The 15,046-nt window shown below is 59.0% G+C and carries 17 protein-coding genes; 11 read left to right on the top strand and 6 right to left on the bottom strand.

The annotated features are described in order from the left end of the window. The 4 genes from PJE01S_RS14980 to PJE01S_RS14965 all read left to right on the top strand — a co-directional run. Positions 1–1,820 (top strand): DNA gyrase subunit B (locus tag PJE01S_RS14980; protein ID WP_068834432.1); only part of this gene is annotated, 1,820 nt, incomplete at its 5' end. Positions 1,821–1,846: 26 nt separating this feature from the next. Beyond that, a complete protein-coding gene (locus tag PJE01S_RS14975) occupies positions 1,847–2,095 on the top strand; it encodes a DUF3297 family protein (protein WP_068834431.1) in 249 nt (82 codons plus the stop codon). A 299-nt stretch (positions 2,096–2,394) separates the two neighbouring features. Then, positions 2,395–3,636 (top strand): ATP-binding protein, encoded by a 1,242-nt coding sequence (locus PJE01S_RS14970; protein ID WP_218017525.1) that lies wholly within the window; start codon positions 2,395–2,397, stop codon positions 3,634–3,636. Continuing rightward, positions 3,620–3,982 (top strand): hypothetical protein, encoded by a 363-nt coding sequence (locus tag PJE01S_RS14965; protein WP_068834430.1) that lies wholly within the window; start codon positions 3,620–3,622, stop codon positions 3,980–3,982. The genes PJE01S_RS14970 and PJE01S_RS14965 overlap by 17 nt, the downstream gene beginning before the upstream one ends. A 35-nt stretch (positions 3,983–4,017) precedes the next feature. On the opposite strand, the gene PJE01S_RS14960 is transcribed toward PJE01S_RS14965, so the two are convergent. From PJE01S_RS14960 to PJE01S_RS14935, 6 genes are all read right to left on the bottom strand, one after another. Beyond that, positions 4,018–4,743: a hypothetical protein gene (locus PJE01S_RS14960; RefSeq protein WP_068834429.1), complete on the bottom strand. Its 726-nt coding sequence runs from the start codon at positions 4,741–4,743 to the stop codon at positions 4,018–4,020. Next, positions 4,744–5,514 carry a hypothetical protein gene (locus PJE01S_RS14955; protein ID WP_157090342.1) on the bottom strand — a complete coding sequence of 257 codons (771 nt, stop codon included), beginning with the start codon at positions 5,512–5,514 and terminating at the stop codon, positions 4,744–4,746. Further along, positions 5,514–7,340, bottom strand: a complete 1,827-nt coding sequence (locus PJE01S_RS14950; protein WP_068834427.1) for a hypothetical protein — start codon at positions 7,338–7,340, stop codon at positions 5,514–5,516. Before PJE01S_RS14950 ends, PJE01S_RS14955 begins: the two co-directional genes overlap by 1 nt. A gap of 325 nt (positions 7,341–7,665) precedes the next feature. Then, positions 7,666–9,201: a DNA cytosine methyltransferase gene (locus PJE01S_RS14940; protein WP_068834425.1), complete on the bottom strand. Its 1,536-nt coding sequence runs from the start codon at positions 9,199–9,201 to the stop codon at positions 7,666–7,668. A 19-nt stretch (positions 9,202–9,220) separates the two neighbouring features. Continuing rightward, positions 9,221–9,706, bottom strand: a complete 486-nt coding sequence (locus PJE01S_RS24540; protein ID WP_084389566.1) for a very short patch repair endonuclease — start codon at positions 9,704–9,706, stop codon at positions 9,221–9,223. Then, complete coding sequence (locus tag PJE01S_RS14935) at positions 9,699–9,998, bottom strand: hypothetical protein (protein WP_068834424.1); 300 nt, start codon at positions 9,996–9,998, stop codon at positions 9,699–9,701. Before PJE01S_RS14935 ends, PJE01S_RS24540 begins: the two co-directional genes overlap by 8 nt. A 496-nt stretch (positions 9,999–10,494) precedes the next feature. Between PJE01S_RS14935 and PJE01S_RS14930 the strand changes: the two genes are divergently transcribed. The 7 genes from PJE01S_RS14930 (at position 10,495) to PJE01S_RS14900 (ending at position 15,001) form a co-directional block, all read left to right on the top strand. Beyond that, positions 10,495–10,695 (top strand): hypothetical protein, encoded by a 201-nt coding sequence (locus PJE01S_RS14930; protein ID WP_068834423.1) that lies wholly within the window; start codon positions 10,495–10,497, stop codon positions 10,693–10,695. A 229-nt stretch (positions 10,696–10,924) separates the two neighbouring features. Beyond that, a complete protein-coding gene (locus tag PJE01S_RS14925; protein WP_068834422.1) occupies positions 10,925–11,155 on the top strand; it encodes a hypothetical protein in 231 nt (76 codons plus the stop codon). Positions 11,156–11,326: 171 nt separating this feature from the next. Then, on the top strand, positions 11,327–11,905 hold the full coding sequence (locus PJE01S_RS14920) for an NnrU family protein (RefSeq protein ID WP_068834421.1): 579 nt from the start codon (positions 11,327–11,329) through the stop codon (positions 11,903–11,905). Positions 11,906–11,913: 8 nt separating this feature from the next. Next, positions 11,914–12,522, top strand: a complete 609-nt coding sequence (locus tag PJE01S_RS14915) for a 3'-5' exonuclease (protein ID WP_174548547.1) — start codon at positions 11,914–11,916, stop codon at positions 12,520–12,522. A gap of 340 nt (positions 12,523–12,862) precedes the next feature. After that, on the top strand, positions 12,863–13,204 hold the full coding sequence (locus PJE01S_RS14910; protein ID WP_068834419.1) for a carboxymuconolactone decarboxylase family protein: 342 nt from the start codon (positions 12,863–12,865) through the stop codon (positions 13,202–13,204). 66 nt (positions 13,205–13,270) lie between these two features. Then, the gene (locus tag PJE01S_RS14905) at positions 13,271–14,116 is read left to right on the top strand and encodes an inositol oxygenase family protein (protein ID WP_068834446.1); all 846 of its coding nucleotides are present in this window, start codon (positions 13,271–13,273) and stop codon (positions 14,114–14,116) included. Positions 14,117–14,368: 252 nt separating this feature from the next. Next, positions 14,369–15,001 carry a hypothetical protein gene (locus PJE01S_RS14900; RefSeq protein ID WP_068834418.1) on the top strand — a complete coding sequence of 211 codons (633 nt, stop codon included), beginning with the start codon at positions 14,369–14,371 and terminating at the stop codon, positions 14,999–15,001. Positions 15,002–15,046: the final 45 nt, after the last annotated feature.

Here is a 15,046-nt window from a genome sequence, read left to right as displayed (position 1 = left end):
TTGCCGGCGCCGGCGGCGTCAAGGGCTTTGTCGAGTTCATCAACAAGGGCAAGACGGTCCTGCACCCCAATGTGTTCAACGCCATGGGCGACCGCCAGAGCGACCAGGGCACCAACATCGGCGTCGAAGTCGCCATGCAGTGGAACAGCGGTTACAGCGAGCAAGTCCTCTGTTTTACCAACAACATTCCCCAGCGCGACGGCGGCACCCACCTGACCGGCCTGCGCGCCGCCATGACGCGCGTGATCAACAAGTACATCGACGACAGCGAGCTGGCCAAAAAGGCCAAGGTTGAAGTCACCGGCGACGACATGCGCGAAGGCCTGTGCTGCGTGCTCAGCGTGAAGGTGCCCGAGCCCAAGTTCTCCAGCCAGACCAAGGACAAGCTGGTCTCCAGCGAAGTGCGCGGCCCGGTCGAAGACATCGTGAGCCGCCTGCTGAACGACTACCTGCAGGAGCGTCCCAACGACGCCAAGATCATCGTCGGCAAGATCATCGAGGCCGCCCGCGCCCGCGAAGCCGCCCGCAAGGCGCGCGACATGACGCGCCGCAAGGGCGTGCTCGACGGCATGGGCCTGCCCGGCAAACTGGCCGACTGCCAGGAAAAAGACCCGGCCCTCTGCGAAATCTACCTGGTCGAGGGTGACTCCGCCGGTGGTTCTGCCAAGCAGGGCCGCGACCGTAAATTCCAGGCCATCCTGCCGCTGCGCGGCAAGATTTTGAACGTCGAAAAAGCCCGCTACGAAAAGCTGCTGACCAGCAACGAAATCCTGACGCTGATCACCGCACTGGGGACCGGCATTGGCAAGGGCGGCGGCGTGGGCGGAACGGCAGGTGCCGACGACTTCAACGTGGCCAAGCTGCGCTACCACCGCATCATCATCATGACCGACGCCGACGTGGACGGCGCGCACATCCGCACGCTGCTGCTGACTTTCTTTTACCGCCAGATGCCCGAGCTGGTGGAGCGTGGCCACATCTACATTGCGCAGCCACCGCTGTACAAGGTCAAGGCCGGCAAGGAAGAGCAGTACCTCAAGGACACCGCGGCGCTAGACGGCTTCCTGCTGCGCATTGCGCTGAAAGACGCGGTGGTGCAAACCGGCGCCGACGAAAGCACGGCGCTCACCGGTGACACCCTGGCCGAGCTGGCGCGCAAACACCAGCTGGCCGAATCCGTGATTGCCCGCCTGAGCGGTTTTATGGACGCGGAAGCCCTGCGCGCCATTGCCGATGGCGTGTCGCTGAATCTGGAAACCGTGGCCGATGCAGAAGCCTCCGCTGTGGCGCTGCAGGCCAAGCTGCGCGAACTGAACCTGAGCGGCGAACCCGCCGAAGTGGCCGGCGAGTTTGACGTCCGCAGCGACAAACCCATTTTGCGCATCAGCCGCCGGCATCACGGCAATGTGAAGAGCAGCGTGCTGACACAGGATTTTGTGAATGGTGCGGACTACGGAACCCTGTCTGAGGCGGCCGAGACCTTCAAGGGCCTGATTGGCGACGGCGCCAAAGTCATGCGCGGCGAGGGCGAGCGCAAAAAAGAGGAAAAAATCGGCGACTTCCGCCAGGCCATGCGCTGGCTGATCGGCCAGGCCGAAAACGCCACCGCACGTCAGCGCTACAAAGGCCTGGGTGAGATGAACCCCGCCCAGCTCTGGGAAACGACGATGGACCCCACCGTGCGCCGCCTGCTCAAGGTGCAGATTGACGACGCGATTGAAGCCGACCGTGTGTTCACCATGCTGATGGGCGACGAGGTTGAGCCGCGCCGGGATTTCATTGAGACGAATGCGCTGCGGGCTGCGAATATTGATGTTTGAGTTCCACAGTTCCTCTTTTCATTCCCATGAACGACGCCACGCAACTTCCTCCTTTGCCCGACCATCTTTCAGCTGACGCGCGCAACCCCCATCACGTCGCTGCCGTGTTTGAACACGACATTGGTATTCGCTTCAATGACAAGGAGCGTTCCGATGTGGAGGAATACTGCATCAGCGAAGGCTGGATCAAAGTGCCCGTAGGCAAGAAGGTGGATCGCAAGGGTTATCCGCTGATGATCAAGTTGAAGGGCAAGGTCGAGGCGTTTTATCGGTAGGTGACTTGGGCCCAATACGGTTCAGTTAAGTTATTCGCCCTGAGTCGGAATGATCAAAACGTCGACTTGTCATTGCGGCCCCGGATGAAGTCCGGGGTTTCAGCACCCCGCAATCCATGGATACCGGATCAGAGCTTGCCCCGAACTTGATCCGGGGTCCGGGATGACAAACCAGGGGCATGGGCTTAACTGAACCGTGTTGGGCTGAGGCCCGAATCGGGCACTGAAACGCCACCGTCACCAGCACTACAAAGGCTCGGACGATAGCTTCAGTTTTTTCATTACCATGAAAATCCACCATGAAATGTTCGAATTTCATGGTTTTTGGTTATCATGGGCAGATGATTGAACGCAGCGTCCTTAAATCGCGACTTCGCCATCTGCTGGATTCGTTCAGAGCCGTCGAGTTGGTCGGTCCCCGCCAAGTCGGCAAAACCACGCTGGCGCGAGAGTTCATCTCCACCGACTCCCCTAATTACTTTGACCTGGAGGACGAGGCGTCCCGGCGCCGTCTGACCTACCCCATGGAGGCACTTGCAGACCTGCAGGGACTGGTGGTCATTGATGAAGTCCAGCACCAACCGCAGCTGTTTGAAGCGCTTCGTGTGTTGATCGATCGCCCGACCCACATCCACCGCAATGGGCAATACCTGTTGCTGGGCAGTGCGTCACCGCGGATCACGCACCGACAGGAATCATTGCTGGGCCGTGCAGTAACTCTGGAAGTGGCGGGATTCGACCTCAGCGAGATTGGCTCCAGCCGGGAGAACGTCAACCACCTGTGGCTGCGCGGCGGCTTTCCCGGAGCATATCTTCCGCAGACAGACGATGTCAGCGCCACCTGGCGTAGGGACGCCATCAACCGCTACCTGTACAGCGACTTGCCCCAGTTGGGCATGAACGTGGCTGCCCCCTTGATGATGCGTTTCTGGCAGATGGTGGCCCACTACCATGGGCAAATCTGGAACGCCGCCGAGCCGGCGCGGTCACTGGGCATCGGCGAGACTACGGTGCGCCGGTACCTGGACTACCTGACCCAAACCTTTATGGTGCGACAACTGCAACCCTGGCACGAGAACCTTGGCAAGCGCCAGGTCAAGGCGCCCAAGATCTACTTTCGTGATACGGGTCTTCTGCACTCGCTCATGGGCGTCAAGACCCTCCCGCAGCTGCTCGCCCACCCCCAAAGCGGGGCCAGTTGGGAAGGCTTTGCCCTGGAGCAGGTTTTGCGCATTGCGCAGCCCGATCAGGCGTACTTTTGGGCCACGCATCAGGGTGCCGAGCTCGACCTGCTGATGTTCAAGGGTAGCCAGCGGGTAGGCGTCGAATTCAAGCGCGCCGACGCGCCTCGGGTCACCACCAGCATGCGTATTGCCATGAACGACCTGAAGCTGGACGCGCTCTATGTGGTCTATCCGGGCCTGCACCGCTTCAAACTTGCTGACGGCATGGAAGCCGTGCCGCTTTGGGCCATGTTGCCTGGCGGGGGGCGTAATAGGGGCGTGGATGCAACACGGATGAGAGTTGGCGGCAAAGATTGACGACCTGCTCAATACGCCACAGTTTCAGCGGCGCGAGGTGGTTCAGGCTGCGATTCGCCGGTTCAGGGCCAGCAGCGGTCGCAAAGCGGGCTTGGTGGATGCGCTTATCGCTGAAATTGCTCACAGCGAAGGCGGTACGGCCACGATGTACTTGACTGGTTTACCAACGCACCGGACGACGCCCTGTTTTTTAAGCGCCTTGATGCTGGGCGAAATTCGCAAAAGGGTCGAGAAGCTGGCAGACACGCAGCGTCGCCAGAAGCTGGGCCTCTGGCTGGAACACGACTTGCGTGACTGGTTTTGCCCGCGCATTTTACCCATTGGACCGGACGTGGCCGACCACTGAGGCCGGCTGATCGCGTCGGCAACGCTGCCGGAAACCTAAACGCGTTGGTTACGCCAAGAATTGAATTCGCTAGGCAGTAGATTGATCAGACTGCTTGATGGACACTCTGCCAAGTCGTATGTCAATTCCAACTGCCTGAGCACGCTGGAATACCTTCGCGGTGATCCGGCACCTTTGCCACCAGCGCCGCGCTTCGGCTTTTGTGTCTCGGGATTGAAGTAAAGCTCATATGCAGCTCTCACAACGGACGAACTGCCAAACAGCTCTTGATACCCGCCAATCTGTTCTGCAAGATCAGTCCGCACTCCGCGTCCACTCGATAGCAGCAGAACCTTCGCCGCTTCGTCGTGCATACGGACAGCCTGCCACGGTGTCCTGACCAGATGTCTGTAGTACCGCCGGAAATTGAATTCCGGCTGAAGAACGTAAAGATCGTCCTGCAAGGGTTTTCGTAGACCGTCAGCGTTTTTCGGGCACAAGAAATCGAAGAAGAACAGTGCGAGCCACGACCACAGACCGTGATTACGCGAAATAACGCGAGCCTCGCAAGTAGCCAGAGCGGAAACCAAGTACTCTCCAAAGACGAAAGCATTGTCGAAATCTCGCTGTTCGATCGACAGGGCATCATCCATAGGGTCCGAGTAGCGGCCATCATCCAGGAGGTTCCAAGGCACTTCGCCAGCCGGGTGCTCACGAAGTCTGGCAAGAAACTTCGAGAATTCCACGATCCCCTCTCCATTCAGAACGCGAACGTCAACCATTTAGCTACTCCCAAAAAGAACGGCGGACGCACGATTCGCAAAGCGCTGCTTTCGTGAAAAGCACGCAGCCACTTCGTCTGCCACGTTTCTGATCGCCTCGTTATCTCCCTCAAGAGGGGAACCCGCCACTTCTTCAGGCGAACGTCCAAGTTGCTCGACAAACCATGCTTTCCAGTTCGTGACCCACTGTTCTTCTGAGTCAGCTTCGTCTGAATAAACGAACTCCACCAGTTTGCGCGTCACCTCGGGAAAGATCGCCCCCTGCAATAACGGATCTCTCGTCAACCTGTCCGCAATATCTGCAATCCGGTTATTCAGTGTCAGCCGTGCGCCGGTGTCACGGTCAATACTAAGACTCCAGACCTCTTCACCCAAGTCCGCCGTCGCCAGGGGAAGAAGTGATGTTCTGTCCTGTCCCGGTACATCAGACTCTGGATGGATTCCATTGGCCACAGCGAGGATTCGACCGACATGAGCAGACTCATCAATCACCTTCACCCGAAACATGGGCTGCGTGCCGGTATCGACCTCGATCAGGCTCCGATCAGGTGGCACCAATGGAATCCCAATCGTTCCAAATGGAAAGCGCATCACCGAGCTTTTTACATACGCCTCAACGTAGACTTTTGCGTCGGCCGCAAGGCCTAGCTTGTCAAGCCGGAGATCCGCTTCGAATGAGGACGGCATGCCATCCTTCTTTTCCACCAGCCTGAAACTCAGGCACTCCATCGGTATCTTTTTCCTGCCTGTGGAATTGATTCGCAAAGTCATTACACCACCCTTGGATCAACTATCAGGTCACGATTTGGATCAAAACCGATGACCTCAACCTCAAAGTCTTTGCTTGCTATTTCCAGCTCGATGACGTTGGCGGCAGTACAACTAACCTGCGCGCCAGCTGCCTTGATGGATCTGTTTGGCCGCGTCAGATCGAAGTCGTAGGGACTGTGCTTGCTGAATGGATTTCCCGAGCGCACATCGTAGGCCACGCGAACATGCAGGGTTAACGGCAACGCCTCTTCCGTGATGCCCGGTCCCGGACGTATGTTGAATCCGCCGATCTGCCGGTTCAGCCGATAGACCTTCGGTGCCTGCGGCGGCACAGTGATGACAGGCGGGCGAACAATTGGACCCGGTGGCCGCGCTTTCTTCCCACCCTCCTCTGACTTTGAAGAAAAGAAGGATGCCAGCGCGTCGTTATCGACCGTCTCCACTGCACTGGTCAACACGTTGTATACACGCTGTAGGGACTCCCGAATTTCCTTCAGGCGGGTTTGGGGGTTGCGCCAATTCTTGCTCAGCTTCTCAGCAGTCGCCGACCAACTGGTGTGCGCTGGATTCTCTGCATCCCCCAGAAAGGCGCAGAGATCACGATCATCGGCCACCAGCGCCGCGTAAATATGCCGCCCCCTGAAATACCTGGCTTCCCCGGGCAGGGTGATCGAATCGCGGACAAAGAGCGCTTCCGATTGGTCCTCCGGTGCCCGCAACAGGAACATGTCGAAGTGCGTTCGAACTTCTTCGCCGTTTTTTCGTTTCAGCAGTAGTTGTGCTCGGAGGAATATCAACTCGCCGTTCATCAAACGCTTGCGTTGCTCGGCCAAATGCTCAGTACCTATTGCTCGTTCGATGTCCTTCGGCCAGTCGGGCGTCAGGACCAAGGGAATCTGTGACCCGCCGCGGCGTGCCGTATCAACTGTCTGAATGAACTCTGCCAGCTTGCCTTGCGTGAAGCGCGGTCCGCCTAACCGTTTCGCAAGTTCCGGAAACGTCTCCGTATTGATCTCGGCGTCACCAACGGTGACCCGCAAGCGGCCAAAGAGGATTGGGAAAAAATAGTTTCGAACTACGAACTCCACTATGCGGTCGTGTGTCACTGCTGGCTCGGGAAACGGGACCACTACAGACAAACCCGTTTCGCTGCTTCGCTTCAATCCACATACAGCAGAAAACTTTGCGATGAATGCCGCATCCACCACCGGCAGCTGCAGATCATCTTCCCCCCTGACGCCAAAAAAGGCGTGGGAATCGAACCGACGCTTATCCTCGAGCTTGTGATGGGTTAGCACCGCCTGACCCATCAGCAACGGATGTCCGCGCAAGTCTGCAGGCACGGTCAAACCAAGGAATGAACGGATTCTGGAGACGCTGGAAAAAACCAACTTACCAAGACCCCACCGCCCCAAAGAGCGCCCCCCCTTGTGGGACAGCCCCATGCGTCGCCAAAAATCACAAAACGGGTCGTCATCCCAAGCGTCCCATCGACCCGTCAATCCAGACGTGCCAAAGTCCTCAATCGTCAACAACTTGAGATCGTGAAAATTGACAGGATCAATCTCACACGCCCGAAGGTGCTGCTCTAACTCATCAAGCCGCAGCGTTGCCTTGAGCCAGGCTCTGTCTTCTTCACCGGGTTCCACAATTCTGAGACATACATGGACGCAGTCTGCCGATTCCAATCTCGCGTCGAGGGAGTTTTGCAGTGACTCTCTGACAAGGGCTTCCGCCAGTTCAACGTCATCGTTGTTGAACTGATCTCGTTGCGTTGGTGGTCGCTCCATTTCGCCACCGGACAAAGCCCGGAACATCAACTCCATTTCTACCCCCTTTTTTCTAGCTTAATCAGAGCGAAAAGTCTCCCTCACCGCCGCTCATTTCTCCGCTGAATCGCACCTTGAGCAGATCAAGCTCCTTCTGTAGTGCGCGCACGATCTTCCGGGCATCTTCGTCTGAATACTCATATGCAGACCTGTTCGAAAGATTGCCTATAAGTCTTATGTCTTTGATAGTTCTGTTGACCCTGTTGTTCGCCAGCTCTACGAATTTTGCTCTTCTGTCTCGCATATATGCTTTCCATAGCCAACATTATCGAAATATATTGAAAATGTTGAATTTTTGCAAGACCGAACAGCCTCCAATCTTCTAGGTACCGGCCAATATCGCGCGGCAAATGCGTGCGATCTGATTTGCCAACAAGGAAGGGACTGCATTGCCAACCTGGTGGTACTGCTGTGTGCGGTTGCCCTGGAAAAAGTAGTTGTCAGGGAATGTCTGCAACCGGGCTGCTTCTCGAACCGTCAGACTGCGGCATTGCCTAGGGTCGGGATGAATGAAGTAGTGCCCGTCCTTGGAGATATGGCTGGTCACAGTAGTGCTTGGTGAGTTGTAGCGTTGCACCCGGAAGCGATCTGCAAACTTGCCGGTTTTCCAATTGGCATGCGCTGGTGCTAAGCCCCTTAATGCAAACTCTTTGTGGCCTTTGGGTGAATAGCCGTGCTGTTGAGTAAACACTGCGGCATACAGGTAGCGACCCAAGTCGCTCTTCATATGCGATCGGGTTTCGTGGTTTAACCAGACGTTTAGGCTGTGGTCACGCACCCAGTTCTGATACGTTGTCAAACTTGGTGGAACCGGCTTTGTGTGTGGGTAGCGAAGCGCTCCGGTGTCCAGATTGCTGCGCAGGGTTGCGGCAACGGTCTCCAGTCGTAGCCCTATTTCTGGTATTTCTTTTAAAAGCGCATCCGTGGATAGTTCACGACCGAGTTGTGCAACGGTGTCACGCCATTCTTCAGGACTGTCATCGCGACCCAATTTGCTTCGGAGTCTGGGAAGATCTTTTAGTGCATTCCTTACGGTCAACTGCGGCACCTCTGTGAGCATGTGCCGACCGTCATACTTCATGTCCTCGCGCACTCCCAAGAGTATTACGCGGTGGCGGGCTTGCGGAATTCCGTAACGCTCAGCATGAATGATGAAATCTTTGGCATCGATACTTTCGGGGTCCATATCTGGCTTGAAGGTGGCAGATGTGACCAGCGAATGAATTGTGTAGCGAATGCCGCGGCCCTCACCCAAAGCTATCCCTGGATCGGTCAGATCGCGAAGAATGTCATGAAAAATCAGCTCCCCGTCAATTTTTGCGGAGAGGATGCCTTTCACGTTCTCCATGACGAAAACAGCCGGCTTCGCTTTGTGAAGGATGCGAAGGTATTCACGGTACAAAAAATGCCTGTGGTCTTCTTCCGCAACATAGTCAGTCTTGCCCATGTTGCGGGAGCGCCCAACAAGTGAGTAGGCTTGGCATGGTGGGCCACCGATTAGTACCGTGTCGTCTTCCTTCAGCTTCTTGTCCTTGATGATCTTGTCTAGTGTTGCGTTGTGCTCGTCTTTTCCAAGGGTGAGTTGTTTTGCTTCGTCGGTCGCCTTGGCCCACGCCGCAGAGAAAATATATCGAGGGTGCGACGCATTTTCAGAATTGCAGAAGTTGTAGTAAGCGGCTAGCGCTTTGGAGTCGCCTTGCACATGCCTGAAGAAGCTCCGCAAAGTTAACGTTTGATGGGCACTGGTTTCCATTTCTGCAGAGACCGCAATGCTGAAGGTATTACCTTCATCTAAGGCGGAAAAACCTTCCCCAAGTCCACCGGGTCCGGCGAACAAATCGATTACTTTGAATTTCATGTGGTTGTACTGATGTCGGCTACCGGACTGATAAAGCCGGAAAGTTGGAGGCTGCTATTTCAAGAGTTGGTGATTTTGCCTGGTCACGAATCCAAGCCGCAAGCCTGTCAAACAGTTCGGGGAGGTTATCGACGGCAGTCTTTCCCCGAGTGGCGCATTCCCAGACAGTCGCGACACGCCATCCAGCCTCGGCAAGTTGTTGCTTCAAGAGGTCATCCCGACGCTGATTCGCGGCCAGCTTGGAATCCCAGAAGGCTGCATTGGTTGTCGGCATCTTGGACAGGGAACACCCGTGTCGATGCCAAAAGCAGCCATGTACAAATATGACCACGCGCCATTTGGGCATGACGATGTCTGGCTTGCCAGAGATGTTTTTTGGGTGCAGGGAGTAACGAAACCCTCTGGCATGCAGGCCCTTTCGGATGATCGTCTCGGGCTTGGTATTCCTTGACTGGATGCCTGCCATCATGCGGCTGCGTGTGGCCTTATCAACTACATCAGCCATACATCGTTTTAAATGCACTTCGTTCTGCGTATGTGTGGAACGTCTTGCTAAGTACCTCAAAGGCCAAGCCGTGAAGTTCGTCCCCATGCTTTCCAAATAAACGGTTCAGGATTTGGGTAATCTCCTGGGCCTCTTCGGTTGAGAATGTTTGCGAACCGTCAGCGATAGTCACGATATCTTGTGGTTTGTCATCAAGACAGAACAGCAGTCCGGCCTTGTGCAACGCCGTGAGCCACGCAAAAGCCGCCTTTTTTGATGTGCCAGCAAGTGGAGGAATGCGGGATTCGGCCATGTTTCATGCTCCTTATTTACTGGGAGCGGTGTATTGCCAGGTTAACAGGTCCATGATCACCTTGCAATTGTGAGGTATGGGTGGGAATTTCCTGAGTTCTGGGTGCAGGTGCCACATGATGGTGGCAAGGCGGCAGTAGGTAATGGCACGCACTTTGGCGTTCTGGCCACCTCGCGCGAGCAGGTGAATTGCTTTTTTATGCCAAGGCGCTGGAGATGGGCGGCCAGGGCGATGGGGCGCGGGCGCATTATGGGCCGCAGTATGACGGGGCCCTTGTGCGTGACCCAATCGGTTGTTTACCCAATTACCCTGGACGCAAGCCGCAGATGAATTTGTAACGGATCGGCGCCCAGCCCGCGCGCTGCCGCGCCCGCATAAGTGCTGCCTGACATAGGGCAAGCACGCGCGCTAAAAAAGGAGTAATTTGCTCAGAGGGGCAAGCCCGGCCTCGCTGCCGATGCCTGACCCCTTCGCTCTTCATTACAAGGAGTGCACCATGAGCAGCAGCAAACAGAACCCGCGTGACAAACAGCTTGGCCAGACCGGCAAGGTCGCAAACGACCACAACAAGCTTGGCCAGCAAGCGATTACCCAGAAGAATGAGGGCCAGCGCACCCCCGATAGCCGCACTGACCGCGAGGCGCACCTGGGCAGCAGCAACCAGACGCAGTCGCGACGGGGCAATATGGGGCACTGAACTGCCCCGGGGCATCAGTCGAGGTGATCCACAGATCAATATAGCCTTTAACCCAAACAACACGGGCGCTAGCAGCTGCTGAATTCATAGCAGTCGTGGCCGCCGCAAGCCATACGGCCCGGCTCTCTGCGCGCCGGCCGCGGCAATTGCTTACAAAACTCAACACGCCAGACGCAGGCGTGTCATCTTGGCGGCGCAACATCGCCCCTTTGCTGCCAAGGAGACCTGCATGAAGAAGCTTGCGAACTTTCTGCTCCGCCCGCGTTACCTGCGGGCCATTCCTTCGCTGGTGGTGCTGACCACGGCCATGGCCTGGGGTGTGGCGCCCGATTCGGATGCGATGGATAGCGTGCAGAAGAAGGCCGGCGTGACGCTGTCGCTCAACCACGCTGCCGCAGGCGCCAGCCCCGAAGACAAACCCGACACCGATGTGGCTGCCGGCGGCTCGCTGGCTGGTTGATGGCGGCGCCCGTGGGGCGTTTTTTTGGCTATTCTTTAAGAAAAAATGGCCTGAAGCCTAGGTAGATCATGCGCAAGAAGCTATTAATTCAATAGCATCGCCTCGCCTTCATACACCCGCACGCCGGGCACTGCCGCATAATCGCCGCAACCATACTTCGGAGGGGTTCACATGGCGATATTGATCCTGGGTCTTGTCCTGTTTCTGGGCGTGCACTCCACGCGCATCGTGGCCGACGGCTGGCGCACGCAGATGATGGCTCGGCTGGGCGAGAAGCCGTGGAAGGGTGTTTACACGCTGCTGTCCATTGCCGGCTTTGTGTTGCTGGTGTGGGGCTATGGCCTGGCGCGTCGGGACCTGGTGCAGCTGTGGACACCGCCCGTGGGCATGCGGCATGTGGCGGCGTTGCTGATGCTGCTCTCCTTCATCCTGCTGGTGGCCACCTATGTGCCGCGCAACGCCATCAAGGCAAAACTGCATCACCCCATGGTGCTGTCGGTGAAGGTGTGGGCCCTGGCGCACCTGCTGGCCAACGGCTCGCTGGCGGACGTGGTGCTGTTCGGCGCCTTTCTGGTGTGGGCGGTGTTCTGCTTCAGGGCGGCGCGGGCGCGGGACCGCGCGGCGCAGACCGTGTATCCGCCGGGCACGGTGGCCGGCACGGCCATCACGGTGGGGGTGGGCATTGTGGCCTGGGCGGTGTTTGCGTTCTGGGCCCATGGCGTGCTGATCGGCGTGCGGCCGCTGGGTTGATGACGGCTGTGCAACCCATCGCCGTCATCGACTTCGAAACCACCGGCCTGTCGCCCGCCATGGGCGATCGCGCCACCGAGGTGGCCATCGTGCTGGTGGAGGGCGACCAGGTGGTGGATCGCTTCCAGAGCCTGATGAATGCGGGCGTGCGCATCTCGGCCTTTATCGAGGCCTACACCGGCATCAGCAACGCGATGATCGCCGCCGCCCCGAGCGCGCAGGCGGTGATGGCCGAGGCCAGCCGCTTCGTGGGCGACGCGCCCATGGTGGCGCACAACGCCTCGTTCGACCGGCGCTTCTGGGCGGCGGAGCTGCAGCGCGTGGGGCATGAGGCCAAGCAGCCGTTTGCCTGCACGATGCTGTTGTCACGCCGGCTGTATCCGCAGGCGCCCAACCACAAGCTGGGCTCATTGGCGAGCTTTCACCGCTTGCCAAGCTCAGGCCGCGCCCACCGGGCACTGGCCGATGCGGAGATGGCGGCGGCCTTGCTGGGGCAGATCCAGAGCGACCTGCGCTGCCGCTTTGGCGTGGCGCAGCCCGGGCATGATTTGCTGATGAGCTTGCAGGCCTGCGCCAGGCACGCGGTGCCCGCGGCCATCAAGCGCTACCTGGGCTGAAACGCGATACGCCATCAAGTTGCCGCGATGATTTGGCGCGATAAGTGGCCGCAGCCCTTGCTGCAAGGGCGCAGGCAGCTATGGATTGGATAGCGACCGACGGCCTTGGGCGCTTTTGGGCCAGCTCAAGCATCAGAAGGGCCGCAGGCCCAACAAGAGCAGGTGCCAGCCGCTACAAAAATAGTAGCTGCCGTCCAGGAGGCCAGCTCGCTCAAGGCATCCGTGAGGCGATGGCGGCGAGGTATAAGACATTTCGGGATTCCCTATTTCACGGTGATGCGCAACACTGGCATTCCAGGCCGGACGCGGTGTCCGGCCTCAACGCCAAGGAGTTAGCACCATGCTGAACTGGGTTGAGTACCGCAGGGAACTGATGGGCCGCATCGGCGAGATCGGCACACTGAGCCCCGACACCCTCAAGGGCTACCAGACGCTGTCGGGCGCGGGCCTGAAGACCGGCCACCTGGATGCCAAAACGCACGAGCTGATCGCGCTGGCCGTGGCGGTGACCACGCGCTGCGATGGCTGCATCACCGTGCATACGGCACAGGCCCTCAAGAGCGGCGCCACGCGCGAGGAAATTGCCGAAGCGCTGGGCGTGGCCGTGGCCCTGAACGCCGGTGCCGCCATGGTGTATTCGGCGCGCGTGATGGACGCCGTTCACGCGCACCAGGGCAGTTGATCGTTGCTGCAGGGCGGGTTGCCCGCCGGGTTTGCGCGCGCGGACAGGCCTTTCTACAATGGCGCGATGAACACCACCACGCCGCCATCCGCCGCCAGCCCCCAGGAGCCAACAGTGCAGGCCCTGCTGGCCAGCGAACCCGAGCGCGCCGCCTACCGCGACTACGCGCAGCCCGGCCTGGACCGGGTGCGCGCCTTTTACCGCAACAACCACCAGCACCAGACTTACGACTTTGTGCGGGGCAAAAAGGCGCAGTGGCTGGGCTTTGCGCAGCGCGAGATGACGCCCTGGGCGGCGCTGGAGTTCCTCAACACGCTGGTCGATGAGTCGGACCCGGACATCGAGCTGCCGCAGATCAGCCATTTGCTGCAAACCGCCGAGGCCATCCGCGCCGATGGCCACCCCGACTGGTTTGTGCTGACCGGCTTTATCCACGACCTGGGCAAGGTGCTGTGCCTGTTTGGCGAGCCGCAGTGGGCGGTGGTGGGTGACACCTTTCCGGTGGGCTGCCGCTTTTCGGAGCGCATTGTCTATCCCGAATACTTTGCGCTGAACCCCGACAGCCGCGACGACCGCTACAACAGTGAATACGGCGTCTACACGCCGGGCTGCGGGCTGGATGCGGTGCACATGTCGTGGGGGCATGACGAGTACCTGTACCAGCTCATGAAGGCCCACCTGCCGCTGCCGGCGCTGTACATGATTCGCTACCACTCGTTTTACGCCTGGCACCGCGAGGGGCAGTACGGCCATCTCACGGATGCCCAGGACAGGGCGCATCTGGAATGGGTGCGCAAGTTCAACCCCTACGACCTGTATTCCAAGAACGACAGGCCGCCGGTGCTGGCCGAGCTCAAGCCTTATTACGACGGGCTGATGGCCAAATACCTGCCGGCCAGCCTCAAGCTGTAGCCCTGATTTGCCGCGAATGGCCTCCTGTGGCCCCCAGTGGCTGTGGGGGCGGTTGCGGCTGCTGACATGCGATACACAATCGCCGCCGGGCGCGTTTCGCGTCGCGAGAATACGGCCTCATGCAAGCGCACACTTGCTTAAAAAGGCCCGTGAAGCGGGGATTGTGCATCGACTTACAAAGTCAACGAAGCCGACACCTCAAGCACAAATGGGCGGGAGAAGATGAAGTCTTGTTCAACCACAGGAGCTTCAATGTCCCGAATTCAGAACACCCTCTCACAGCAACCCGGCATTCCTTCCCGCGTGGCCCGTCCACGGTTTTTGCGGGCCGTTCCTTCCGTGGTGATCCTCACCACCGCCATGGCCTGGGGTGCTGCATCGCAGGCCGGCGTACTGGGCCTTGACGGCACCTTGCGCAGCAATGCCGGTGTGACGGTGGCCGCCGGCCCCGGAATGGGCGGCAGCGTGGGGGCTGGTGTCGCTGTGGGCCTGGGTGCCGCGACCGGCGTGGGCGCCGGCAGTGGTTCGGCCGGTTCCAGCGCGGGCCTTGATGCCGGTGTGCGCGCCGGCGCCAACAGCCATGTCACCGCTGACGAGCGTGCGGCGGCCGGGGCGCAGGTCGGCGGCGGCGTTGATGCCTCGGGCGCCGTCAATGGCGCCGTCAATGGCGCCACCAGCGGCGTAATGGATGGCGCAGGCCGGGTGCTGGGCGGTGTGCGTGATACGGGTCAAGCCGTGGGCAGCGCTGCCGCGCGCACTGGCAAGCGTGTGATGAACGGCGTGAAAAGTGGTGTGCAGGGCGCTGGTAATGCCGGCGCCGGTGTGGAAGCGGGGGCCAACGCGAATGCGGGCGCCGGCATCCAGGGCGCCGTCCCCAGCCGCTAAGCGCTCTTGAGGGGCCGCTGGCCAAGGCAGCATCCGCCGAAAGGC

It is taken from the genome of Polaromonas jejuensis NBRC 106434, assembly GCF_001598235.1.
GTDB lineage: Bacteria > Pseudomonadota > Gammaproteobacteria > Burkholderiales > Burkholderiaceae_C > Polaromonas > Polaromonas jejuensis.
This window is presented reverse-complemented; position numbering and strand designations above follow the sequence as displayed.

Excerpts from the sequence above, each read along its gene's own strand:
- PJE01S_RS14975 (WP_068834431.1), top strand. The coding sequence starts at position 1,847 with ATGAACGACGCCACGCAACTTCCTCCTTTGCCCGACCATCTTTCAGCT.
- PJE01S_RS14970 (WP_218017525.1), top strand. The coding sequence starts at position 2,395 with ATGAAATGTTCGAATTTCATGGTTTTTGGTTATCATGGGCAGATGATT.
- PJE01S_RS14960 (WP_068834429.1), bottom strand. The coding sequence starts at position 4,743 with ATGGTTGACGTTCGCGTTCTGAATGGAGAGGGGATCGTGGAATTCTCG.
- PJE01S_RS14955 (WP_157090342.1), bottom strand. The coding sequence starts at position 5,514 with ATGACTTTGCGAATCAATTCCACAGGCAGGAAAAAGATACCGATGGAG.
- PJE01S_RS14950 (WP_068834427.1), bottom strand. The coding sequence starts at position 7,340 with ATGGAGTTGATGTTCCGGGCTTTGTCCGGTGGCGAAATGGAGCGACCA.
- PJE01S_RS14940 (WP_068834425.1), bottom strand. The coding sequence starts at position 9,201 with ATGAAATTCAAAGTAATCGATTTGTTCGCCGGACCCGGTGGACTTGGG.
- PJE01S_RS24540 (WP_084389566.1), bottom strand. The coding sequence starts at position 9,706 with ATGGCTGATGTAGTTGATAAGGCCACACGCAGCCGCATGATGGCAGGC.
- PJE01S_RS14935 (WP_068834424.1), bottom strand. The coding sequence starts at position 9,998 with ATGGCCGAATCCCGCATTCCTCCACTTGCTGGCACATCAAAAAAGGCG.
- PJE01S_RS14930 (WP_068834423.1), top strand. The coding sequence starts at position 10,495 with ATGAGCAGCAGCAAACAGAACCCGCGTGACAAACAGCTTGGCCAGACC.
- PJE01S_RS14925 (WP_068834422.1), top strand. The coding sequence starts at position 10,925 with ATGAAGAAGCTTGCGAACTTTCTGCTCCGCCCGCGTTACCTGCGGGCC.
- PJE01S_RS14920 (WP_068834421.1), top strand. The coding sequence starts at position 11,327 with ATGGCGATATTGATCCTGGGTCTTGTCCTGTTTCTGGGCGTGCACTCC.
- PJE01S_RS14910 (WP_068834419.1), top strand. The coding sequence starts at position 12,863 with ATGCTGAACTGGGTTGAGTACCGCAGGGAACTGATGGGCCGCATCGGC.
- PJE01S_RS14905 (WP_068834446.1), top strand. The coding sequence starts at position 13,271 with ATGAACACCACCACGCCGCCATCCGCCGCCAGCCCCCAGGAGCCAACA.
- PJE01S_RS14900 (WP_068834418.1), top strand. The coding sequence starts at position 14,369 with ATGTCCCGAATTCAGAACACCCTCTCACAGCAACCCGGCATTCCTTCC.